The 20,703-nt window shown below is 72.6% G+C and carries 21 protein-coding genes; 7 read left to right on the top strand and 14 right to left on the bottom strand.

Annotation, left to right across the window (positions count from 1 at the left end):
• Positions 1-10: 10 nt before the first annotated feature.
• Positions 11-667 carry a M15 family metallopeptidase gene (locus tag RKD20_RS41955; protein WP_424882308.1) on the bottom strand — a complete coding sequence of 219 codons (657 nt, stop codon included), beginning with the start codon at positions 665-667 and terminating at the stop codon, positions 11-13.
• Positions 668-780: 113 nt separating this feature from the next.
• Between RKD20_RS41955 and RKD20_RS41950 the strand changes: the two genes are divergently transcribed.
• Positions 781-1,809 carry an SDR family oxidoreductase gene (locus tag RKD20_RS41950; protein ID WP_424882307.1) on the top strand — a complete coding sequence of 343 codons (1,029 nt, stop codon included), beginning with the start codon at positions 781-783 and terminating at the stop codon, positions 1,807-1,809.
• A 46-nt stretch (positions 1,810-1,855) separates the two neighbouring features.
• Here the strand turns inward: RKD20_RS41950 and RKD20_RS41945 are convergent, their stop codons facing one another.
• The 5 genes from RKD20_RS41945 to RKD20_RS41925 form a co-directional block, all read right to left on the bottom strand.
• Entirely contained in the window at positions 1,856-2,098 is a 243-nt protein-coding gene (locus RKD20_RS41945; RefSeq protein WP_020117096.1) for a hypothetical protein, read from the bottom strand.
• Positions 2,099-2,159: 61 nt separating this feature from the next.
• On the bottom strand, positions 2,160-3,440 hold the full coding sequence (locus tag RKD20_RS41940) for an ROK family protein (RefSeq protein ID WP_424882306.1): 1,281 nt from the start codon (positions 3,438-3,440) through the stop codon (positions 2,160-2,162).
• 6 nt (positions 3,441-3,446) lie between these two features.
• Positions 3,447-4,439: a phosphotransferase family protein gene (locus tag RKD20_RS41935; RefSeq protein ID WP_424882305.1), complete on the bottom strand. Its 993-nt coding sequence runs from the start codon at positions 4,437-4,439 to the stop codon at positions 3,447-3,449.
• Positions 4,440-4,753: 314 nt separating this feature from the next.
• Positions 4,754-5,653 carry a DUF3626 domain-containing protein gene (locus tag RKD20_RS41930; RefSeq protein WP_424882304.1) on the bottom strand — a complete coding sequence of 300 codons (900 nt, stop codon included), beginning with the start codon at positions 5,651-5,653 and terminating at the stop codon, positions 4,754-4,756.
• A 67-nt stretch (positions 5,654-5,720) separates the two neighbouring features.
• Positions 5,721-6,779: a quinone oxidoreductase family protein gene (locus tag RKD20_RS41925; protein WP_424882303.1), complete on the bottom strand. Its 1,059-nt coding sequence runs from the start codon at positions 6,777-6,779 to the stop codon at positions 5,721-5,723.
• Positions 6,780-6,918: 139 nt separating this feature from the next.
• Here RKD20_RS41925 and RKD20_RS41920 point away from each other — a divergent pair, with 139 nt between their 5' ends.
• Positions 6,919-7,506: a CGNR zinc finger domain-containing protein gene (locus tag RKD20_RS41920; RefSeq protein WP_424882302.1), complete on the top strand. Its 588-nt coding sequence runs from the start codon at positions 6,919-6,921 to the stop codon at positions 7,504-7,506.
• A 189-nt stretch (positions 7,507-7,695) separates the two neighbouring features.
• On the opposite strand, the gene RKD20_RS41915 is transcribed toward RKD20_RS41920, so the two are convergent.
• Positions 7,696-7,938 (bottom strand): hypothetical protein, encoded by a 243-nt coding sequence (locus RKD20_RS41915; RefSeq protein WP_424882301.1) that lies wholly within the window; start codon positions 7,936-7,938, stop codon positions 7,696-7,698.
• 172 nt (positions 7,939-8,110) lie between these two features.
• Between RKD20_RS41915 and RKD20_RS41910 the strand changes: the two genes are divergently transcribed.
• The 3 genes from RKD20_RS41910 to RKD20_RS41900 all read left to right on the top strand — a co-directional run bounded on the left by RKD20_RS41910 (position 8,111) and on the right by RKD20_RS41900 (position 11,766).
• Complete coding sequence (locus tag RKD20_RS41910) at positions 8,111-9,388, top strand: aromatic acid exporter family protein (protein WP_424882300.1); 1,278 nt, start codon at positions 8,111-8,113, stop codon at positions 9,386-9,388.
• Between the two features lie 35 nt (positions 9,389-9,423).
• On the top strand, positions 9,424-10,446 hold the full coding sequence (locus RKD20_RS41905; RefSeq protein WP_424882299.1) for a hypothetical protein: 1,023 nt from the start codon (positions 9,424-9,426) through the stop codon (positions 10,444-10,446).
• Between the two features lie 102 nt (positions 10,447-10,548).
• Entirely contained in the window at positions 10,549-11,766 is a 1,218-nt protein-coding gene (locus RKD20_RS41900) for a lactonase family protein (RefSeq protein ID WP_424882298.1), read from the top strand.
• Here RKD20_RS41900 and RKD20_RS41895 read toward each other — a convergent pair.
• Positions 11,734-12,459, bottom strand: a complete 726-nt coding sequence (locus RKD20_RS41895) for a DUF2470 domain-containing protein (protein WP_424882297.1) — start codon at positions 12,457-12,459, stop codon at positions 11,734-11,736. The two genes, RKD20_RS41900 and RKD20_RS41895, sit on opposite strands and share 33 nt — an antisense overlap.
• A gap of 90 nt (positions 12,460-12,549) precedes the next feature.
• Positions 12,550-13,158, bottom strand: coding sequence for a TetR/AcrR family transcriptional regulator (locus tag RKD20_RS41890; protein WP_020117085.1), 609 nt, complete (start codon positions 13,156-13,158; stop codon positions 12,550-12,552).
• Between the two features lie 106 nt (positions 13,159-13,264).
• Here RKD20_RS41890 and RKD20_RS41885 point away from each other — a divergent pair, with 106 nt between their 5' ends.
• Positions 13,265-14,788 (top strand): cytochrome P450, encoded by a 1,524-nt coding sequence (locus RKD20_RS41885; protein WP_424882296.1) that lies wholly within the window; start codon positions 13,265-13,267, stop codon positions 14,786-14,788.
• Here RKD20_RS41885 and RKD20_RS41880 read toward each other — a convergent pair.
• Positions 14,756-15,577 carry a pentapeptide repeat-containing protein gene (locus tag RKD20_RS41880; protein WP_424882295.1) on the bottom strand — a complete coding sequence of 274 codons (822 nt, stop codon included), beginning with the start codon at positions 15,575-15,577 and terminating at the stop codon, positions 14,756-14,758. The two genes, RKD20_RS41885 and RKD20_RS41880, sit on opposite strands and share 33 nt — an antisense overlap.
• A gap of 161 nt (positions 15,578-15,738) precedes the next feature.
• On the opposite strand from RKD20_RS41880, the gene RKD20_RS41875 reads away from it, so the two are divergent.
• Positions 15,739-15,939: a DUF5999 family protein gene (locus RKD20_RS41875; RefSeq protein WP_020117082.1), complete on the top strand. Its 201-nt coding sequence runs from the start codon at positions 15,739-15,741 to the stop codon at positions 15,937-15,939.
• A 74-nt stretch (positions 15,940-16,013) separates the two neighbouring features.
• On the opposite strand, the gene RKD20_RS41870 is transcribed toward RKD20_RS41875, so the two are convergent.
• From RKD20_RS41870 to RKD20_RS41855, 4 genes are all read right to left on the bottom strand, one after another.
• Complete coding sequence (locus tag RKD20_RS41870; RefSeq protein ID WP_424882294.1) at positions 16,014-16,625, bottom strand: FxLYD domain-containing protein; 612 nt, start codon at positions 16,623-16,625, stop codon at positions 16,014-16,016.
• Between the two features lie 124 nt (positions 16,626-16,749).
• On the bottom strand, positions 16,750-18,051 hold the full coding sequence (locus RKD20_RS41865; RefSeq protein ID WP_424882293.1) for an alpha/beta fold hydrolase: 1,302 nt from the start codon (positions 18,049-18,051) through the stop codon (positions 16,750-16,752).
• A gap of 103 nt (positions 18,052-18,154) precedes the next feature.
• Entirely contained in the window at positions 18,155-19,180 is a 1,026-nt protein-coding gene (locus RKD20_RS41860) for a LacI family DNA-binding transcriptional regulator (RefSeq protein WP_424882292.1), read from the bottom strand.
• A gap of 80 nt (positions 19,181-19,260) precedes the next feature.
• Positions 19,261-20,685 (bottom strand): BNR repeat-containing protein, encoded by a 1,425-nt coding sequence (locus RKD20_RS41855; RefSeq protein WP_424882291.1) that lies wholly within the window; start codon positions 20,683-20,685, stop codon positions 19,261-19,263.
• Positions 20,686-20,703: the final 18 nt, after the last annotated feature.

The following is a 20,703-nucleotide window of genomic DNA, read 5'->3' as shown; positions in this document are numbered from 1 at the left end:
GCCGACGCCTCTACAGCCGATCGAGTTCCTTCGTCCCGTACAGCGCGGCGGGTGCCCCCGTCTCCAGGGCCCAGTAGCGGTCGCCGTACGACCAGTGCCACCACTCGGTCGGGTAGTTGACCAGGCCCGCCGCGCTCAGTGCCGCGCCCAGCAGGGCACGGTTGGCCCTCGCCTCCTCGGTGATGTTGCCGGCGCCCGTGTAGCAGGCGCCGTCGCTCTCCTCCGGGCTGGCGTTCATGGCGGTGCCGAGGTCGAGTTCGCGGCCGCCGGCGTCGGTGAGGGTGAGGTCGACGGCCGCGCCGGCGCTGTGCGGGGCTATGTCGGGCGGGGAGACATAGCGGCTGGCCGCGGTGTGGATCCGGTCCGCGGACCAGTCGGGGTGGGCGACGCGCAGTTCGGCCGCGTACTGCTCGAAGTAGTGCCGCTGGAGCGCGGGCGGCCGGTAGCCCTCCACGAAGAGCAGGCGCAGGCCGTCGGGCAGCATGGCCTGCGCGCGGAGCAGCCGGTCGAGGACACCCTGGCGCAGCTGGATCTCGGCGCCCAGGGAGTCCTCGTGCTTGCGGTCGTCGACCAGGAGGTGCTCGCGGACGTCCACGAGTGGTTCGCCGTTCTCCTCGACGGGGACGGCGGCGACTCGGGCGTCGGACATCAGGATGATCTCACTCATGGGGTGATCATCCCGTTGCCGCGGGCCGGGCCGTGCACCGCGTGCCCCGCGTGCACCGCCGGAGGCCGGGTACCCGGGCGGTTCCCCGCCCCAGCGGCCCGAAGGAGCCGAAGGTGAGCACTTCAACCGGCAGCAGGATCGTGGTCACGGGCGCCACCGGCAACGTGGGAACCAGCGTGGTGCGCCTTCTCTCGGAGGATCCGGAGGTGGGCTCCGTACGGGGCCTGGCCCGGCGGATCCCGGACTGGTCGCCCAGGAAGACGGAGTGGTCCGCGGTCGACCTGTCATCGGAACGGACGGATCTGACCGAGGAGTTCGCGGGCGCCGACGCGGTGGTCCATCTGGCGTGGGCGTTCCAGCCGACGCACGACCCGGCGGTGACCTGGCGCACCAACGTCCTCGGCTCGATCCAGGTGTTCGAGGCGGTGGCGGCGGCCAAGGTGCCGACGCTGGTCCACGCGTCGTCCGTGGGCGCGTACTCGCCGGGCCCCAAGGAGCACGCGGTCGACGAGTCGTGGCCGACGCACGGCTGGCCGGACGCCGCGTACTGCCGGGAGAAGGCGTATCTGGAGCGGGCCCTGGACACCTTCGAGCGCGACCACCCCGCTGTCCGGGTCGTCCGGATGCGTCCGGCGTTCCTCTTCAAGCGGGAGTCGGCGAGCGAGCAGCGCCGCATCTTCGGCGGCCGGTTCCTGCCGGGCCAGCTGGCCCGGCCCGACCTGCTGCCCTTCCTCCCCGACATTCCCGGCCTGCGGGTGCAGGCGCTGCACACCGACGACGCCGCCAAGGCCTACGCGCTGGCGGTGCGCTCGGAGGTGCGGGGCGCCTTCAACCTGGCGGGCGAGCCGCCGGTCGACGCCGAGCTGCTGGGCGAGCTGCTCGGCGCCCGTCCCGTACGGCTGCCGCGCACCGCGGCCCGTTCGGCGATCGCGGCCGCGTGGGGTCTGCATCTGCTGCCCGCGTCGCCGCATCTGTTCGACGCGGTCCTGCGGCTGCCCCTGATGGACTGCACGCGTGCGCGTACGGAACTCGGCTGGCGTCCGGAGCACACCGCGGCGAAGGTCCTGGAGGAGTTCCTGCATGGGATGCAGCAGGGCGCGGGGGCGCGGACGGAGCCGATGAAGGGCCGGAAGGTGGGCTGAGACCCCGGCCGGCCCAGGGGCCCGCCGATCAGGGCGGGCCCGCGGGTCAGCCGGAGGACTCCTCGGCGCCCGGGTGCTCGGGATGCACGGTGTCCGACCGCGGCGCGCCCTGCCGGCTGGTCCCCGCCTCGTCGGTGTCCGGGACGTCCTCCGGCTTGTCGGTGCCGGGCTCCTCGTCCGGGACACTCGCGACCTCCCAGGGGTCCTCGCCCTCGCCCGCCTGCTGGTCCGGCAGATCCCGCGGGACGGGATCGCCGTTCTCGCCCGGTCCCTCGTTGCGGTGGTCCACGGCGTCCTCCGTTCGTGTTGATGGCGGGAGCGCGAGTACCTCCGCGCAGATCGGCGAAACGTCAGTGCGGGGAGCGCTCCTCCAGGGCGGCCCGCCAGGCCGGTGCCGGTCCCTCGGGCGCGGGTTCGGGGCGCCGGCCGCCGCGGGCGAAGAAGTCGGCGAGCGGAAGGATGGCCGCGCCCACGGTGACCGCGTCGGGTCCCAGGCGGCCGAGGTCGACGGTGACCTTCTCCGCCGGGTACCGCAGCGCGTACGCCGTCGCGTGGCGCCGTACGGCGGGCAGGAACCGTGCGCCCAGCTGGAGCCCGGCCCAGCCGCCGACGATGATCCGCTCGGGCTGGAACAGGTTGATCAGGTCGGACAGGCCGGCGCCCAGGTACTCGGCGGTCTCCTCCAGGACGGCAAGCGCCACGGGGTCGCCCGGGCTGTCGTCGGCGGGGTGTGCGGCGGCGAGCATGGCGGTCAGCGCGGTCTCCTCGTCGACGCCCTCGGGCGGCCGTCCCCCCTCCTCCCGCCAGCGCTCCAGCAGCGACTCGGCGCCCGCGTAGGCCTCCAGGCAGCCGAGGGCACCGCAGCGGCAGCGGCGCCCCCTGACCCGTACGGTCAGATGCCCCCACTCGACCGCGCGACCGTGCTCCACCTCGGGCGTCACCAGGCAGGCGCCGACGCCGGAGCCGAAGAGGACCACGACGGCGCTGCGGGCACCGCGGCCGCCACCGAACCACATCTCGGCCTGGCCGAGGGTCTTGGCGCCGTTGTCGATGAAGTAGCGGACGCTGCCGGGCAGCGGGGAGCCGGTGCGCAGCAGTGCCTCCAGCGGGACGGCGTCCCAGCCGATGGTCTGGCCGTGCACGACGGCCCCGCTCTCGGGGGTGTGGGCCACGATGCCGGGCACTCCGATGCCGACGCCGAGCAGCGCCTCGGGCTCGATCGCGGCACCGGCGAGCACTTCGGCGATGCCGTCGCGGATGTGCCCGACGATGGCCTCGACGTCGTAGCTCAGCTGGGTCAACGGCCGTTCCGCGCGGGCCAGTTCGGTGAGGGTCAGGTCGAACAGCTCGACGCGTACCCGGGTCTCGCCGACGTCGACGCCGATCATGTGGCCGCTGCCGGGCGCCACCCGCAGCAGGGTGCGGGGGCGTCCGCCGTCGGAGTCGACGCTGCCGGCCTCCTCCAGCAGGCCGTCGGCCACCAGGTCGGCGACGACGTTGCTGACCGAGCCGGAGCTCAGTCCGGTGACCGGGCCGAGTTCGAAGCGGCTGAGGGGTCCGTCGAAGTAGAGGCGCTGCAGCACGGCCGTGCGGTTGGCGCGTCTGAGGTCGCGTACGGTGCGTCCGTTCAAGGGTGTTCAGGCTCCCGTGACCCTGGTGAGGGCCTCGATCTCGTCCAGGGCGGCGACGAGTTCCGGGGCCACCGCCGACTGGACCCAGCGTTCCTTCTCGTCGTCGACCGCCCGGGGGACGGTCTCGGTGAGCATGATCAGGTAGAGGTAGGCGCGGTAGAGGGCCAGGCGCGCCCGGGCCGGGACGTCGAACGCGGCCCGACCGCCCGCCTCCCGGTAGCCCGCGAGGAACGCCTCGTCCTTCTTGATGTCGCCGAGCAGCGCCAGGGAGACGAAGTCGGCGAGGGGGTCGCCCCAGAACATCCGCTCCCCGTCGATGAGCCCGCCGACCCGAAGCTCCCCGTCGGCCGGGCGGTGCAGCAGGATGTTCCCGTCCCACAGGTCGAAGTGGACCAGGGCGGGCACCGTGATCTCGTCGAGGGCGGGGAAGCCGGCCCGGAGTGTGCCGGCCACCTGATCGACGGAGCGCGGCAGTCGCGCCTCGTAGTCCCGGGCGTCGTCCAGGATCGCCTCGATCATGGTGGTGAACGCGGTCCGCCAGTCGGGGGCGAGCGGGCCGAGGGCGCCGGAGGGGTAGCCGAAGCCGGGCCCGGTCACCGTGTGCAGCCGCGCCACCTGTCGGCCCAACTCCCTTCGCAGCGGGGCCCGTTCGGCTTCCGTGACCGACGCGTCCCAGGGCTCGCCGGGACACGCCGTCATCAGCAGATGAGGTACGGCGGTGTCCCCGCCGAGGGCCACCACGCGTGGTGCCGGGACCTCGGCCACGGCGGCCGCGCGGTAGAACTCCGCCTCGGAGAGCAGGAGTTCACGCTCGTAGCGCAGGCCCGGGACGGTGGACGCGGGCGGGACCTTGAGGACGTAGCGGGTGCCGTCGGTGAGCAGGAGCTCCTCGACCGAGTTGTACGTGCCGCCGCTCAGCGGCCGCAGACCGGCGAGGAGGCCGGGGTCGAGACCCGCGCCCTCCAGTGCCCGCCGGGCCCACTCCCAGGAGTCCACCAACGTCCCGCCCCTTCTCTCACCCGGCGGCGTACACGTCCTCGATGTAGCGCCCGTCCAGCACCGGCCCGGCGAGCCACCGCTCGGCGGCCGTCTCGTCGGCGTCGGACATGTGCTCCCGGAACAGGGTACGGAATGCCTCCCGCACGCCGGACGCCCTACGGTGATCCGTCTCCGCAGACGTACACACGAGCGCCGGCCCGGAGAAGTTCCCGGACCTCCTCGCCCGGGCTGACGACGGACGGGGGCAGCCACCGACTGCGGCGGCTGTCGGCGCGGTGGGACGCGGGAAACCGGACGGAACCGGTCACGCGGGCCTACGCGCCCGGCGTGCTGACCACCGGCGTCCGGCCCCCGGTGACCTCCCCTGCGTGAGCCGCCCCCTCCGGGGTGCCGAAGCGGGCCAGCGTGTGCCAGACCATCTTCAGGTGCTGGAGTTCGTAGCGGCCCGTCCGGGCGGCGTCACCGATGATGCGTGGGTCGACCCGTCCGTCCTCGGCGATGCTCGCGCCGCGGTCGGCGTACTCCTGTCCGCGGTAGTCGGCGTGGCGGTGCAGTTCGGCCACCGTGATCCGGTGACCGGGGTGCCACTCGACGGGGACGGGCAGCAGGCGCGCCGCGGCCTCGACGGGGGTGTTCCGGTAGCTCGCGTCGAGGACGAGGGCCTCCACATCGCGGGCCAGGTCGACGCCCCCGTGCACCTGGGCCTCGATGTAGTCGTCGAGGGCGTCCCGCTCGTCGGCCTCCGCGAGGGCGATCAGGGACATGCCGGCGGCCACCCCGAAATGGACCGGCTCGGCCGCGCTGTCGGGGTAGCAGAAGGTGGCGCGGGCGAGCGAGGCGCCGGTCAGCCGGAAGTGCGAGGAGCCGAACCGCGGGGCGGCGCCCACCACTTGACGGCGGAAGTTCAGCGCACCGTACACGGGCCGCTCATGGGCGTCCGCGTCGTCGTAGGCGCCGCCGAAGATCCGGCTCTCCCAGCGCCAGCGGTCACCGCCGGGGTGCGCGGTCAGACCGCCGTTGCTCGTGCCGGTGACGAACTGGGAGTGGTAGACGCCGTCCTGGGCGAGCGCCTCCAGGAGGGGCAGGCCGCGCGCCAGGCGGTCCGGGTGGAAGTTCAGCGTGATGCGCACGTCCGGGTCGACGGGCGGACCCTGCGACGCCGCCGCCACATGACTCAGCGCCGCCCGCGCTCGTGCCGACGCGACTGGACTCACCGGGGCCTCCCCACTCCTGACTCACCCACGCCTCAGATGATCACCTGCCGAGGAGGGCGCCCGCACCTCATTTGCTGATGTCCGGCCCGACGGCGAGCACGATCTTGCCCCGGTTGTCACGCCGTTCCAGCCGCTCGTGGGCGGCCCGTGCCTCTTCCAGGGGTACGACGGTCTCAATCGGTACGCGGTAGACGCCTGCGGCGACTCGCTCGGCCAGTTCTCGCAGGTCGGGACGCGGGTCGTAGCCATGGATCTGCAGGTTGGTGAGCTGGAAGCCGAGGATCGAGGCGTTCTTGGGATAGAAGTCGCGGGTGTCGACGGTGCTCGGTTCCAGGGCGACGTTGGCCAGGGCCACCACCCGGCCGCCGTGGGCCACTTCGCGCAGGCTGCGCCCGAAGGCCCGGCCGCCGACCGTGTCCAGGACGACGTCGGCGCCCCGGCCGTCGGTGAGCCGCAGCACCTCCTCGACCTCGGCGTCGTCGGGGTGGGCGGAGGTGTCGAGGGTGACGTCGGCGCCGAACTCCCCTGCCCAGGCGGGGGCGGAGGTGTCGAGGGTGACGTCGGCGCCGAACTCCCCTGCCCAGGCGGCCTTCTCGGCCGAACCGGCGAGGGCGATCACCCGCGCCCCGGTCTCGGCGGCGATCTGCACGGCCGCCGTGCCGACGCCGCTCGCCGCCGCCTTCACCACGACCGTGTCGTCCTTGGTGACGCGGGCGAGACGGCGCAGGCAGTACCAGGCGCTGAGCCAGGCGACCGGCAGCGCGGCCGCCCGGGTCAGGTCCACGGCCTCGGGGAGTACGACCAGATGGGTGGCGGGCACGGTGGCCAACCGGGCATAGAAACCGGATGACTTGCCGCCGTCGAGGGCCATGACCCGCTGTCCCGGCACGACTTCGGTCACTCCCTCCCCCACCTCGACGACGACTCCCGCCGCCTCGACGCCCGGGACGAGCGGCGGACGCCCGGCACGGTGGTAGAGGCCGGCGCGGAGCAACGCGTCGGCCCGGTTCACCCCGGCCGCGGCGATCCGCACCAGCACCTCTCCGGGGCCGGGCACCGGGTCGGGAACGTCGACCGGTACCAGTACCTCCGGCCCACCGAAGCTGTCGATCCGCACCGCACGCATACCGCACCTGCTCCCTGCCCGGTCACCCGAGCAACTGACACCGGTTGAAGTGGTGTCACTCTCTGACACCACTTCAACCGGTGTCAAGAGGCTTCGCGCCACGATCCGACACCGCATGAACCGGTGTACTCTCGACGGCATGACCGGCAGCCCCGCCCCCGCCGACCCGGCCCTCGCGTTCCCGTTCATCGGCGGCCGCCCCTGCCTGGACTTCGCGGCCACCCTCGGCAAACGGCACACCACCCCGCTGGAGCGGCTCCCCGACACCGCCGCGCTCGCCCGCTGGTTCACCGAGGCCGAGCTGACGACCGACGAGGGCCAGGTGCGGGTCACCGCGCGCGACCTGACGGAGGCCCGTCTCCTGCGCGAGGCCCTGTACTCCCTGGTCCGCGCCGCGATGGCCGGGCGGGAGCCGGACCCGTCCGACGTGGAGCGGGTCAACGCGGCCGCCGCCCAGCCGGACCTCGCACCCCAGCTCGGCCCGGCCCGCTGGACGGCGCGCAGCCCCGCCCGCGCGGCCCTGGCGACGGTGGCGCGGGACGCTGTACTCCTGGTGCGGGGTTCGCTCCTGGAGCGGGTCAAGGAGTGCGAGAACCCGAACTGTTCGCTGCTGTTCCTGGACGACTCGCAGGCCCGCCGCCGCCGTTGGTGCTCGATGGACCGCTGCGGCAACCTCGCGAAGATCGCCGGTTACCGCTCCCGCAGCCGGGCCGCCTCCACTCGGTGAAGGCGGGTCAGGACAGCGAGGGCGCGGACGTCGGGGTGGGCGCGGCCGATCCGGTAGACGGGACGGACCCCGCCTGGCCAGGCGCCGGCCGGTGACGGGTAGCAGGTCGAGTGCGTCGTCGCGGTACCGCACCCGGTCGAGGGGCCGCTCGCCGCTGCCCGCGGCGGCCGTGCCTCGACTGTCCGCGGCTCATGGCGTGGATGCGGGCGCGAGCGGCTGGCCGGGCTGTTCCGGGGGCGCGGTCCGGCAGGCCACCGGAGCGGTGAGGCGAGCGCGGTACGCGCAGTCAGAGGCCTCGACGGCGGAGACGCCGGTGCCAGGGGGCGCCACTCCCGGTACGGCCGTGCAGGGGGTGGCGAGCAGGGTCAGGATGGTGGTGGGCCGTATGCAGGTCGCCGCCCCGCGCTTTCGCCCCGGGTCGGCGCGGGCCACCGTCGAGTGGTGCTCTCAGAGATCACCCGAGGTGGTGCCCGGGTGTCCGCCGTCACTGCCCGGGGTCCTTGCTGTGAGCCGGACGCAGCCCACAATGGGGGCACGCTTGCGGACCGTCACAGTCCGTATACGCGTTCACCGGACGCCTACGTGGAAGAGGAACACACTGAGGATGCGAGAGGTACGTGAGGCGACGGCGTCCCTGGTGCGGTTCGTGAAACGGCGCCGGGACCCCGTGATCGTGCAGACACTGCGGTCGGCGGCCGCGGCGACGATCGCCTACGTCATCGCACTGCGGCTCAGCCCCGAGGCGGCCCCGCTCACCGCGCCCCTGACCGCGCTGCTCGTCGTACAGGTCACCCTCTACTCCACTCTCACCACCGGCATCCGCCGGGTGAACTCGGTGGTCACCGGTGTCCTCGTCGCCATCGCCTTCAGTCTGCTGGTGGGCCTGACCTGGTGGAGCCTCGGTCTGCTGATCGTGGCGTCGCTGGTGGTCGGACGGCTGGTGAAGGTCGAGGAGTTCGTGCCCGAGGTGGCGATCAGCGCCATGCTGGTGCTGGGGGTGACGACCGTCGGGGACACCGCCTGGGCACGGATCGTGGAGACACTGATCGGCGCGGTCGTCGGACTGGCCTGCAATCTGCTGCTCGCTCCCCCGGTGTGGGTGGACGAGGCCGGCGAGTCGATCGAGGGGCTGGCCCGCCGGCTGCGGAAGCTGATGCTGCGGATGGGCGAGGAGGCCGCGGGCCGTACGCCCGTGGAACTGGCGACGGCCCGGCTGTACGAGGCGCGCGAGCTCGACCACGACATCGTCGAGGTGGACGCGGCCCTCCGGCAGGCCGAGGACAGCCTCAAGCTGAACCCCAGGGTGAAGGAGGGCCTGCTGCACCGGGTGGTGCTGCGCACCGGCCTGGACACCCTGGAGATCTGCACGGTCGTGCTGCGGGTCCTCGCCCGCACCCTCACCGACCTCGCCAAGGAACGCGACCCCTTCGCCGACGACCCGCATCCGCTCGACAAGGACCAGGCTCCCGAGCCCCTGTTCGGGCCGGAGACCGGTCGGACCGTGGAGCAGCTGCTGTCCGAGATCGGCGACGCCGTGGTCAGCTTCGCGGTGCTGGTGACCACCCATGTGAGTGTGAGCGCCGAGTCCGCGGAGGCCCGCCTCACCGCCGAGCTGCGCCAGGCCTCGGCGACCCGCGACAAACTGGCCCAACTGCTCCTGGAGGAGGTCCAGCGGGACACCCGCCAGTGGCACCTGCACGGGGCCGTGCTCACCGAGGTCAACCGCATCCTCGACGAGCTGGACACCGAGCATCGCTCCCGCCGTCTGCTGGAGGAGCTGGACCGTGCGTCCAAGGAGCAGCGCGAGCGGATGCCGCATCTGACCCGGATGCAGGAACGCTGGCGCAGGAACCGCTCGGCACTCTCCGGTCGTTCCAGGTGACACAGGCACACCGGACAATCACAGGGGGCGGGTCGATGACCGACACGAGCGTGCGGATCGACGGGAACACACTGCGGCTGCCGGGCGGTGCGGCGGTGCGGTTCGTCCGCACCCTGCGGCTGCCCGAGACGGGCACGCATCCGCTGCCGCCGGGGCTCGGTGAGTTCCCGGTGCGCCGCGTCTCCGACTATCCGGACACCGTGCCGGAGCAGTGGCGGGCCCGCGGCGGGGTGATGCTGCCGGTGTATCTGCGCGAGGCCATGTGGCTGAGCTTCGGGGGCACCGTCGAGCCCGCCGCCCTCCAGGTCGGGGTGGGCAAGGTGTGCGCGGTCTCCGGGAAGCCGTGGAGCGACCGGCTCGCCCGTGACCCGCAGAACTACGTGGTGCTGCCCCGCCAGCCCTGGCTGGACGGCATCAACTCGGGCAAGGGGACGGTCCGCCAGTTCGTCGCGGTGCCGCTCGGGCTGGGCGCGACCGTCGAGGGGCAGGTCACGGGCGAGGAGGTCTGGGGCGGCGTACAGCTGCAAGCCTTCCGGCTGGTCGAGGAGCGTCTGAGCCAGTGGCGGCAGGCGCAGGAGCGGATGCGGTCGGCGAGCGGGCCCGGCATGGCCTACGGCGCGGCCGTGCCCATGGCCATGGCGGCGCCGGCCGCTCCGGGGGGCCCGCCCCGCAGCGCCCCCGCGATGGGGCTCGGCGTCGGCGGTTCCCTGCGCCAGGAGGTCTACCGGGACGACCGGCCGCTGTCGGACTGGGCGGACACACCGGCCGGGCGGGTCTTCGTGCACCTGGTGACACCGCCCGAGTGGCGCCGTATCACCGGCGAGGCGCCCCCGCCGTCCCCCGTGGACCGGGCGGCCTACACCAGGGCGGGGCTGCCCTGGTTCGACTACTACGACCAGGACGCGGAGGATCTCGCCCCTACGGAACCGCTGGAGGGCGTGAAACCGGTGGGCGAGTGGCTCGGTGACGATCACGAGCCCTGGCAGCAGCCCACCTCGCAGCAGGTCAAGCCGCTGGGGGACGCGCCGGGCAAGCCGGTCGAGGACGGCGACTGGTAGGGGGCGGCGGGGCTCGGGTTGCACCGGCCGGGCGATCCGGGTGAAGGTGGCTGTCCAGGTCCGAGAGGGTCCGACACCATCGATCACCCGGGGTGCGCAGGGATGAGCAGTGCGAACGGCGGCTGGAGCAGGCGCCGGTTCGTCGGCGTCCTCGCAGGTGCGGGCTCGGGGCTCGTCGGCTGCGCGACGTCCTCCGGTCCTTCGTCGGCGTCGGCGCCCTCCAAGGCTCCCGGCTCCACCGGGTCCGCCTCACCGAGCCGGACGCGAACACCGTCCGCCCCGGCTCCGACCGGCCCCCGCCCCCTCTATCTCGGTACCTACACGTCCGTCGAGGGCGGCGGCACCGGGATCGGCATCGCCGCCTACGACGCCGGGAGCGGCCGGATCACCGGCAAGGGCACGATCACCGGTGTCACCAACCCGTCGTATCTCGCGGCGCACCCCGACGGCCGCACGCTGTACGCGGTCGCCGAGCGCGACGCCGGTGCGGTGACCGCCGTACGCCTGTCCGACCGCAAGATGCTGGGGAGCCGGAGCACCGGCGGGGCGGGGCCGTGTCATCTGTCGGTGCATCCGGGCGGGCGCTGGCTGCTCAGCGCGAACTACGGCTCCGGCAGTGTGGCCGTGCATCCCATCGACTCCTCGGGCGCGCTCGGCGAGCTCAGGGACTCGGTCACGCACTCCAGTCCGGCGCCGGGGCCCGGCCAGGAGGGGCCGCACGCCCACCAGTTCCTCACCAGTCCGGACGGCGGCCATGTGCTGGCCGTCGACCTGGGCACGGACACCGTCTACAGCTACCGCCTCAACGAGCGGACCGGCACCCTCACGGAGGTCTCGCGGGCCCGGACCCGTGCGGGGGCCGGGCCACGCCATCTCACCTTTCATCCGGGTGGCCGGTACGCCTATCTCGCCAACGAGGTCGACAACACGGTGGCGGTGTGCGCGTACGACCGCAGGACGGGCCATGTCTCCATCGGAGGGCCGCAGTCCACGGGGACGGGCTCGGGCACGAACTACCCGGCGCAGTTCCTGGTCACCGCGAACGGCTCGTACGCCTATCTCGCCAACCGGGGCGACAACAGCCTCACGCGGTACGCGGTGGAGGCGGACGGCGCCCGGCTCAGGCTGCTCGACACCGTGCCGGTGCACGGTGACTTCCCGCGGCAGATCTCCTTCTCCCCCGACGGCAGACTGCTCTTCGCGGCGAATCAGAGGTCCGGCACCGTCAGCGTCTTCCACGTGAACACGACGAGCGGTGACCTGCGACTCGCCGGAGAGCCGTTCGCCTCACCCGTCGCCGTCTGTGCGCTGCCGCTGTAGGGCACGCGGACAGGACGCGGCGCTCGCCTGGGTGAGCAGCACATGCATGCGCTCGGTCAGCCCCGCCACGTCGTCGGCGGGCGCGTGGAAGGGCAGCCGTACGTCGCCGTGGGCGCGGGCGCGCTCGATGCGCAGGGTCAGTCCGTGCCGGTCCACGGCGAGAGGCTGGACGCGGACCGCGCCGTGGAGGCTGTCGGGCTCGACGAGCCTCGTGAGCCGCTCGACCGCGTCGGGGTGGCAATCGGCGAGGTGGGTGAGCAGCCGGGCCTCGGCCGTGGCGAGCGGGTCGGGTGCGGCGGCGGCGAACTCGTCGAGGTCGACGACCACCGCGCCGGACGGCCGGCGCAGCACCACGCGCGTGGCCTCGAACGCCAGCCGGCCGTCCCCTGCGGCGAACCAGCCGGCGATCCACAGCCGGGCGCGGATACGGCTGCGCAGGGGAACGGGTGCCACGTCGGCGAACTCCAGGACGGCGGACGGCTCGCCGCGGGGCGCACAGATCGCGGCCGCGACCAGAGTGCTGTCCTCGGGCACCTCCAGGGTCACCCGCCCGTCCTCGGCGACCTTGTGCGCGCCGACGAACTCCTCGCGGCCGCCCTCGGCGGTCACCGCGCAGGACCACGCGGCGGCGAGCACCGACCGGGCGTGTTCCGCCGCGGAAGGCGCGGCCGTCCAGGTTTGGCTGTCACCCATCCATTGCCTCCTAAGGTAAGCCTTGCCTAACTTAGCGAAGATCGGCGACGAAGCCAACCACGGAGGGCGTGACGGACGTGCTGATTCCGGTCAGGGCCTGAGAACGCCGAGCAGGGCCCGCGCGCACAGGTCGCGCACCTGTTCCCGGGAGAGGTCCGCACCCCGCAGCCACTCCAGGCAGACGGCCGTGGTGAAGGCCAGCCAGCCCCGGACGGCCAGCTGAAGGTCGGGGCGCTCCTGCGCCTGTGCGCCGAACTCCGGATCCGCGGCCAGCGCCGCCAGGATCTGCCGCTCCTGTGCGGCCAGCGCCCGGTGATAGACCCGGCGCACGGCCTGGTCCCCGGCGGCGTCGGCGCGATGGAAGGCACGGAAGCCGTGGGCGTGGGCGTGGACGTACTCCAGATACGTGTCCAGCCCCGCTGTCAGCTGCTCGCGCACCGGGACGCCGGGCACGGCCGCGGTCATGGCCAGCATCCGCTCGCTCTCGCGCTCGACGACCGCCGCGAAGAAGTCCTGCTTCGTCGAGAAGTAGTGGTAGAGCAGCCCGCGCGAGACGCCGGCGATCTCGGCGACCTGCTCGATCCACACGTCGTCGTACGGACTCTCCGAGAACAGCCTCGCCCCCACCGACAGGAGCTGCTCCCGGCGCTCCCCGGTGCTGAGCCTGCGGCGCGCGCGCTCGCCCTGCTTCCCGGCCATGCCCGCACTTTACTTGACGCCGATTCAACAAGGGGACCAGACTGAGCGCGCTGTTGAACCCACGTACAACGCGCCCAACTGCCGCTGGATCAAGGGAGATCTCGTCATGGCGGAGACGACGACAACGGCCACGCGACCGACGGGTTTCCGCAGCGCCGAGCTGGGCTGGCCGCAGCTGCACCGCATTCCGCATCCGCCGCGTCGGCTCCCCCTGCTCGGCGACGTGCTGGGCGTCAACCGGGCCACCCCGCTCCAGGACTCGCTGCGCTTCGCCCGCGGGCTGGGACCGATCTTCCGGCGCAGGGCGTTCAACCGGGAGTTCGTGTTCACCTGGGGAGCCGAGCTGGTGGCGGACCTGGCGGACGAGTCGCGGTTCGCCAAGCACGTGGGCCTCGGGGTCGCCAATCTCCGGCCGGTCGCGGGCGACGGGCTGTTCACCGCGTACAACCACGAGCCGAACTGGCAGCTGGCGCACGACGTCCTGGCACCGGGCTTCAGCCGGGAGGCGATGGCGGCCTACCACCCGATGATGCTGGCCGTGGCCGGGCAACTGACGGACCACTGGGACCGTGAGCAGACGGCGGGCCGGTCGGTGGACGTGCCCGGGGACATGACCAAGCTGACCCTGGAGACCATCGCGCGGACCGGGTTCGGGCACGACTTCGGCTCCTTCGAACGGGAGCGGCTGCACCCCTTCGTGACGGCGATGGTCGGCACCCTGACCTACGCGCAGCGCCTCAACTCCGTGCCCTTCCCCGCTCTGGTCCGGCGTGCCGCGCGGCGCAACGCCGACGACATCGCCTACCTCAACCGCATGGTCGACGACCTGGTCCGGGCCCGGCGCGGGGCGCGCGGGGACGGTGACCTGCTCGACCGGATGCTGGAGACGGCCCACCCGGAGACCGGTGAGCGGCTGTCGCCGGAGAACGTCCGCCGGCAGGTCATCACCTTCCTGGTGGCCGGCCACGAGACCACGTCAGGCGCGCTCTCCTTCGCGCTGCACTACCTCTCCCGCCACCCCGAGGTCGCGGCACGCGCGCGTGACGAGGTGGACCGCGTGTGGGGCACCACCGACGCGCCGGGGTACGACCAGGTGGCGAAGCTGCGGTATGTGCGCCGGGTGCTGGACGAGTCGCTGCGCTTGTGGCCGACGGCGCCCGCGTTCGCCCGCGAGGCGGTCGAGGACACCGTGCTGGCCGGTCAGCACCCGATGCGCCGCGGGGCCTGGACGCTGGTGCTCACGCCGATGCTCCAGCGCGATCCCGAGGTGTGGGGCGCCGACGCCGAGCGGTTCGACCCGGACCGCTTCGACCCCAAGGCCGTACGGTCGCGTCCCCCGCATGTCTTCAAGCCGTTCGGCACCGGGGCCCGGGCCTGCATCGGGCGCCAGTTCGCACTCCACGAGGCCACGCTGGTGCTCGGTCTGCTGCTGCGCCGCTACGAGCTGCGGGCCGACCCCGGCTACCGGCTCAGCGTGACCGAGCGGCTGACGCTGATGCCGGACGGGCTTCGGCTGCACCTGGAACGGCGGGCGGGCAGCGCCGCCATGGCCGCCCCCGTGGCGAATCCGGACGAGGCCCCGGTTCAGGCCTCCGAGTCACGCTGTCCAGTGCACAGGGCGGGTGACTGACTCCGGCAGCCGGGTTCCGGCGCTGCCCCTGGCCGCGTTCAGCTGGGGCTGGGTGAGGAAGAACGCGCCGGTCAGGTCCGCGTCCGTCAGATCGGTGTCGCGCAGGTCGGCGCCGATCAGATCCGCGCCGCGCAGGTCGGCGCCGCTGAGGTCGGCCGCTATGAGGTAGGCGCCGCGGAGACTGGCGCCGCGCAGGTCGGCGCCCTTGAGACGGGCACCCATCAGGTCGGCGCCCCGGCGGTTCTTCTTCTTGCTCCCGCCGCCGAGGCCGGCCCGCACCAGCTCGCTGGTGCGCAGCAGGAGGACGTTGACCTGCTGCCGGTGCGCGGGGACGTCCAGAGCCGCGAGCTCTTCGGCGGTCCCCCGGGTGAGCGCCTCGGTCCGCTCCAGCATGCGGCGCAGGTCGGCGTGGACCGGGCGGGCGGCGGGCAGGGTGAGCGCCTCGGTGAGGTACCAGAGCAGTTCGTGGAGCTGGCGCACGACCGGGAAGACGTCGAACATCCGGCGGGCGTCCGCACGCGGACCGTCACGCCAGTCCCGGCCGCCGAAGGTGACCTGCGAGACCTTCTGCCCGGCGCCGAAGCAGTCGTAGACCGTGCATCCGGTGTAGCCCTTGTCCCGCAGCCTGGCGTGGATGCCGCACCGGTGGTCGTCCCGGAGGTTGGGGCAGGGCGTGCCGGCCGGCTTGTCGCGGGCGAAGTCCGCGGAGGCGGTGAAGGGCAGAGCGACACAGCACAGGCCGAAGCACCGTGCGCAGTCGCCCCTGAGGTCGATCATCTGTTCTGGCATCACAGCCAGCCTAACGGGCCCCGGGGACCGGCCTGCCCGACAGGAACTCACTGACGAGTTTCCGGCGATGTGGGGGTCTCCTCATCCGACGGAAAACAAACTCCGCTACCACAGAGACACCGGCCGACCGAGGCAGGAGCCGAACGCATCGAGGAGGCGTCATGTGCAGCCACCAGCCCCCGTGCCCCACCGTCGACAGCCCCGACCACCACACCGCGGTGATCGTCTCCGCCCATCCCGAACAGGGCTGGAGCCTGCTGTGCAACGGCACCGTCGTCTTCGACGACACCGGTGAACTTCTGCCGGACGGACGGGTCGTGAGCCCGCATCGCACGTCCGGGGCACCGGCCGTGGCGGCCTGAGTCGGCGGGCGCCGCCCGGCAGGTCGAGCCGGTCGTCCGTGGAAGCGAGACGATCACATGATGCACGGCGTGGATCAATAACGTTGCGCCTTCGCCAGCTTGGGCGTCAGCACCGGGTCGGCGGGCTTGCGGCTGACAGCGACGGGCTGGGCCTTCTCCCCCGGCTTCAGGTCCTCGGCGCCGACGTACCGGGTCTCCACCACCTTGCCCGACGAGTCCAGGAAGTCGACCTGGACGGCGTACGAGGCCGTCGCGTCGGTCTTGTTGGTGATGGTGACGACGACGGCGAGCAGGCCGCCGGTCCCGGAGCGCGGCTTGCCGGTCATGGTGACCTCGGACCTGGCGTTGCCCGGTCCGTCCACCTTCGCGAGCTCGGTCCGCGCGGCCTTGGCGGCGCGTGCCGTCTCGGCGGAGACGGCTGCCTCGAAGGAGGAGGCGGCCGCCGAGGCGGACGCTGCCAGTTCGGAAGCCTTGGCCCGCGCCGAGGCCTCGGCGGACGCGAGCGCGGAGGCCGCGCTGCCGAAGAAGGAGGCGGTGTCCGGGGCGGTCGGCCGTTCGGTGGAGACCGACGTGCCACCGGAGTCGTCGCCGCTGCCGCACGCCGCCAGGGTGAGCGTGCCCGCGGCGGCCATGACCACGGCGAGGGCGGCGATCCGGGACCGTCCGTGGGGTGACGGTGGGCTCATCGGTGACGTCCTCTCGACTCCGGCGTCGGCACTTGATCGAAATGAACCTTATGCCGGAATCGAAAGGGGGGCATGTCGTCGCCCACGGGCCGCCCGCGCCCACGGACGGCGCCGGTCTTCGGCGTCAGACCTCGCCGCGGACGAGGGAGAGCAGCCGGTCCAGTACCCGCGGGCCGCCCGCACGGACGCCGTCATGCTCGAACTCGTCCGTCACCCAGGTGCGCAGACCGCGGATCGCGCGGGCGGTCCGAAGGGAGTGGGCCGTGTCGACGTACATGTCGTCGTGGTAGACGGCGGCGGCGACCGGAACCTCGTTGGTGGCGAGGCGGGCCGGGTCGTACAGAGGCTGCCAGTCGGTGCGGGCGGCGAGGAGTTCGGCGGTCTCGCGCAGCGGCCGCAGGGCCGGGTCGCAGTCGAACAGCCAAGGGTGGATCGACTCGCCGGTGAACAGCAGCGGCTCGTCGCCGGCGAGGGACTTGGCCGCGTCGAACTGCGGGAACTCGGCGCGTACCCGTTCGGCCGACCAGGCGGTGGGCCGCCCGTCCTGGCCGTAGGTGGCCTCGTGGACGAGGGCGTAGAGCGGGTGGGGCGCGTAGGAGAGGAGGCCCTGGACCTCTTCCTGGAAGGCGTCGGAGAGCTCCGGGCCCCGCGGGGTGCGGACGAAGGCGTGCTCCAGGAGGAAGTGCAGCCGGTGGCTGCCCTCGCTGCCGCCCAGGAGGATGCCGAGCGACTGGAAGGCCTCGACGGTCAGCCGATAGCCGTTCGGCAGGGTCACCTCGTGGGTGAGGAGGTGGTCGGCGATACGGCGGGCCCGCTCGACGTCCTGCGGATAGCGGGCGTAGTGCGCGGCGACCTTGCGCTCCACGCGCGGGTAGGCGGCCCGGTAGACGTCGTCGGCGTGGGCGCCGAGGGAGGGCAGACCGCCGGTGATGACGGCGGCGGCGAGGCCCTCGGAGGCGAGGGACAGATAGGTCGTGGCGCAGAAACCGCCGAAGCTCTGACCGAGGACGGTCCAGGGGGCGCCGCCCGTCACCTGGGGGCGGATCGCCTCGCAGTCGCGGACGATGGAGTCGGCGCGGAAGCGGGCCAGGTACTCGGCCTGTTCGGCGGGGCCGCCGCGCAGCGGGAGGGTCTGGCGGTTGGCGGGGCTGGAGTGGCCGGTGCCGCGCTGGTCGAGCAGGAGGACGCGGTACTCCTTCAAGGCCCGGCCGAACCAGCCCCCCTTGCCGACGAATCGGTTCGCCCCGAAGCCGGGGCCGCCCTGGAGGTAGACCAGCCACGGCAGGTTCTGGCCCGCCTTGTCGCTCGCCACGGCCTCACGGGCGTAGAGCTCGATCGTCTCCCCGGCCGGGTCGTCGTGGTCGAGGGGGACGCTGAAGCGGCGGTCGGTGAGGACGAGGCCGGGCTGGCGGTAGGTCGCGGACAACTGGGCTCCCGGGACGGACGGATTCTTCAGGGCGCGTCCCAGTTCAGCACATGTTCGTCCGCCGTCGGACCCCTTCGATCATGAAATCTTACTGACTTGCGGGTCAGCGGGCGGCCAGGCTGGAGCGCCGCACCACCAGTTCGGGCTGGAGCACCACCCGGCGGTGCTCGTGGCGCTTGCCGGTGGTCTCCGCCTCCGTCTCCTCCAGGAGCAGTTCGGCGGCCAGGGCGCCCATGGTGACGGCGGGCTGGCGGACCGAGGTGAGCGGGACGGCCGCGGCGGCGGCGAACTCGATGTCGTCGTAGCCGACGATGGCGAGGTCGTCGGGGACCGTGATCCCCGCCGCGTACATGGCCTGCAGCACGCCGAGGGCGAGCAGGTCGTTGGCGCAGAACACGGCGGTCGGGCGGTCCGCGAGGCCGAGCAGGCGGGCGCCGGCGTCCCGGCCCGCGGCCACGTCGAGCCGTTCGGTGGGCAGCTCGCGCAGGTGGTCGGGGCCCAGGCCCGCCTCGGCGAGAGCGTTCAGGGCGCCGGTGCGGCGGTCGCGGACCTGGTTGAGGCCGGGCGGGCCGCTGACGTAGGCGATGGAGCGGTGCCCGGCGTCCACGAGGTGGCGTACGGCCAGCGCGCCGCCGGCGACGTCGTCGACGGAGACCGAGCACTCGGTGGTGCCCTCGGCGACCCGGTCGACGAGGACGAAGGGGATGCCGTGGCGGCGGAAGGAGTCGATGTTGCGACCGGAGGCGTCGGTCGGGGTGAGCAGGACGCCGCGCACCCGCTGCTCGGCGAAGAGGGACAGGTACTCCGCCTCCTCGCTCGCGCTCTGGGCGCTGTTGCAGACCATCACGCCGAGGCCGTCGTCGCGGGCGGCCCGCTCGGCGCCGCGTGCGACGTCGACGAAGAAGGGGTTGCCCATGTCGAGCACGAGGAGGCCCATGATCCGGCTGCGGCCCGCGCGCAGCTGGCGGGCGGACTCGCTGCGGACATAGCCGAGCCGGTCTATCGCGGACAGGACGCGCGCCCGGGTCTCGGTGGCGACGGAGTCCGGACGATTGATGACGTTCGAGACCGTGCCGACGGAGACTCCGGCGGCTCGGGCGACGTCCTTGATACCCACCGACTGGGCCATCGGGCAGGGACCTCCAGGGAGACGAGGGGCGACAGGACGACCTTCACATTATCGTCGAGCCGCCCCCACACCGGTCACGATCAGGTGGGCAACGCGAAGTCGACGACGTGGAGCGCCGAGGGGGTCGTACCGCTGGATTTCTCCTGGTACATGAACGACAGCACGTTGTCCTGCGCCACCCGCGTCTCGTCGATCACGACCTCGCCGAAGGCGTTGAGGCCGCTGCCGTCGAACAGGATCTTCCAGTCGGTGTACCCGGACGCCTTGGACGCGGCGGCGATCCGGCCGAACGGGAAGATCGCGTAGGCGTTGTCGTACTTGTCCAGGATCAGCTTGGTGCGCTGGCTGGAGCCGAGCACGACCGGGATCTCGGTCTTCTGCCAGGTGCCCGAGGAGTTCTTGCGGACGTGGAAGGCGCGGCCGCCCGCGGTGCGGTCGGAGACGTAGTCGGTGGTGCACTGGCCGAAGCGTCCTGGGACGTAACTGATGATCGCGTGCGGCAGGCCCGAGGAGTCCGTGGACTGGCTCTCCTGGTTCATCAGGGAGTGGTCCGGGTTCAGCGCGTCGATGACCAGGCCGCTGTCGGTGACGGCGACCTTGTCGGAGCCGCCGGTGCTGCCCACGACGGTGCCGGCGTTGTTGCGCCAGGTGCGGCCGCGGTCGTCGGAGTAGACGTAGCCGGTGTCGTGGTTGGTGATGCCGCCGCTGTTGCACATCACGGCGCCGTTCTGCTCGCGCCAGGTGAAGAAGGAGTGCAGCCGGCCGTTCTTGTCGTAGTCGATGCCGTGCAGGTACATGTTGCGGGCCGTCGAGGAGCCGTGCTCGCTGGTGTAGGTGCCGGTGGAGGCGGACCACTCGCCGAGGTCGGTCCAGGCCGAACCGTCGTACTCCGCGAGGGCGTTGCGGCCGTTGCCGGATATCCCGCGCCGGTAGCTGAGCTGGAGTTTGCCGTCCGGGGTGGAGACGAACTGCGGGTAGGTGAACTGCGACGTGAGGGCCACGCCGTCCAGGGTGGACTGGGGTGCCCCGAACCGGGCGGCGGTCCAGCTCAGTCCTGACGGGTTGTCCAAGAGGCCCGCGACCGACTTGACGTAGGTGAAGCCGTCGCTGTGCGAGTCCATGTTGAGGTGGAGGCGGCCGTCCACCTTGGAGACGCCCATGGAGATGACGTTGTGGGAGTCGCTGGTCTTGAGGGTGTGTCCGACCTGGACGGTGGACCAGGTGCTCCCGCCGAGGACGCGGCGGCCGACGACGGCGTTCTTGTCGGCGGTGTACCAGACGGCGTACTGGTAGCCCTTGTAGGTCAGCAGGCCGTTCTTCTGGAACGAGTTGTTGTTGACGAGGCCGTCGTAGGAGACGAAGAAGACCGCCTGGCTGTCGAGCGTGGTGGTGCCGGTCCGGGTGACGGAGGGACCGGGACCGGCGGCGCGGGCGGTGCCGCCGGTGAGCGCGGTGGTGGACATGGCGGACACGATGGCACCTGCGAGCAGCGTGCGTCTTTTCATGGTGCGGCTCCTGTGGTC

Origin of the sequence: Streptomyces sp. SLBN-8D4 (genome assembly GCF_049739545.1) — a bacterium.
Classification (GTDB): Bacteria; Actinomycetota; Actinomycetes; order Streptomycetales; family Streptomycetaceae; genus Streptomyces; species Streptomyces canus_C.
The sequence above is the reverse complement of the archived record's forward strand: the minus strand, read 5'-3'. Positions and strand labels throughout refer to the sequence as shown.

Coding starts and splice junctions, on each gene's coding strand:
- RKD20_RS41860 (WP_424882292.1), bottom strand. CDS start 19,180: ATGGCCCAGTCGGTGGGTATCAAGGACGTCGCCCGAGCCGCCGGAGTC.
- RKD20_RS41955 (WP_424882308.1), bottom strand. CDS start 667: ATGAGTGAGATCATCCTGATGTCCGACGCCCGAGTCGCCGCCGTCCCC.
- RKD20_RS41870 (WP_424882294.1), bottom strand. CDS start 16,625: ATGAGCCCACCGTCACCCCACGGACGGTCCCGGATCGCCGCCCTCGCC.
- RKD20_RS41895 (WP_424882297.1), bottom strand. CDS start 12,459: ATGGGTGACAGCCAAACCTGGACGGCCGCGCCTTCCGCGGCGGAACAC.
- RKD20_RS41890 (WP_020117085.1), bottom strand. CDS start 13,158: ATGGCCGGGAAGCAGGGCGAGCGCGCGCGCCGCAGGCTCAGCACCGGG.
- RKD20_RS41885 (WP_424882296.1), top strand. CDS start 13,265: ATGGCGGAGACGACGACAACGGCCACGCGACCGACGGGTTTCCGCAGC.
- RKD20_RS41925 (WP_424882303.1), bottom strand. CDS start 6,779: ATGCGTGCGGTGCGGATCGACAGCTTCGGTGGGCCGGAGGTACTGGTA.
- RKD20_RS41920 (WP_424882302.1), top strand. CDS start 6,919: ATGACCGGCAGCCCCGCCCCCGCCGACCCGGCCCTCGCGTTCCCGTTC.
- RKD20_RS41855 (WP_424882291.1), bottom strand. CDS start 20,685: ATGAAAAGACGCACGCTGCTCGCAGGTGCCATCGTGTCCGCCATGTCC.
- RKD20_RS41910 (WP_424882300.1), top strand. CDS start 8,111: ATGCGAGAGGTACGTGAGGCGACGGCGTCCCTGGTGCGGTTCGTGAAA.
- RKD20_RS41880 (WP_424882295.1), bottom strand. CDS start 15,577: ATGCCAGAACAGATGATCGACCTCAGGGGCGACTGCGCACGGTGCTTC.
- RKD20_RS41875 (WP_020117082.1), top strand. CDS start 15,739: ATGTGCAGCCACCAGCCCCCGTGCCCCACCGTCGACAGCCCCGACCAC.
- RKD20_RS41900 (WP_424882298.1), top strand. CDS start 10,549: ATGAGCAGTGCGAACGGCGGCTGGAGCAGGCGCCGGTTCGTCGGCGTC.
- RKD20_RS41905 (WP_424882299.1), top strand. CDS start 9,424: ATGACCGACACGAGCGTGCGGATCGACGGGAACACACTGCGGCTGCCG.